Genomic DNA, 248 nt, shown 5'->3' on the forward strand with positions numbered 1-248 from the left:
TGGTAAGGCCGCGCAAGGTCACGGCGCAGATACCAGACACAAGCTCGAATGGTGATAACGCACCCGTCGGTAACGGTGACCAAGGCGCGACAACACCTGCTAATGCTGGTAATGCCGCGCAAGGTCAAGGCGCAGATACTAAACCGAGCTCGAATGGTGATAACGCACCTGCTGGTAACGGTGACCAAGGCACTACGACATCTGCTAATGCAGTTAATGCCGAGCAAGGCCAAGGCGCAGATACCATA

Annotated in this window: 1 protein-coding gene; it reads left to right on the forward strand. The window is 55.2% G+C overall.

Features of this window, described 5'->3' with window-relative positions:
* A partial coding sequence (locus tag AKJ31_RS23335; RefSeq protein WP_211263076.1) for a hypothetical protein occupies positions 1-248 on the forward strand: 248 nt, incomplete at both ends.

This window comes from Vibrio hepatarius (genome assembly GCF_001274785.1).
Classification (GTDB): domain Bacteria; phylum Pseudomonadota; class Gammaproteobacteria; order Enterobacterales; family Vibrionaceae; genus Vibrio; species Vibrio hepatarius.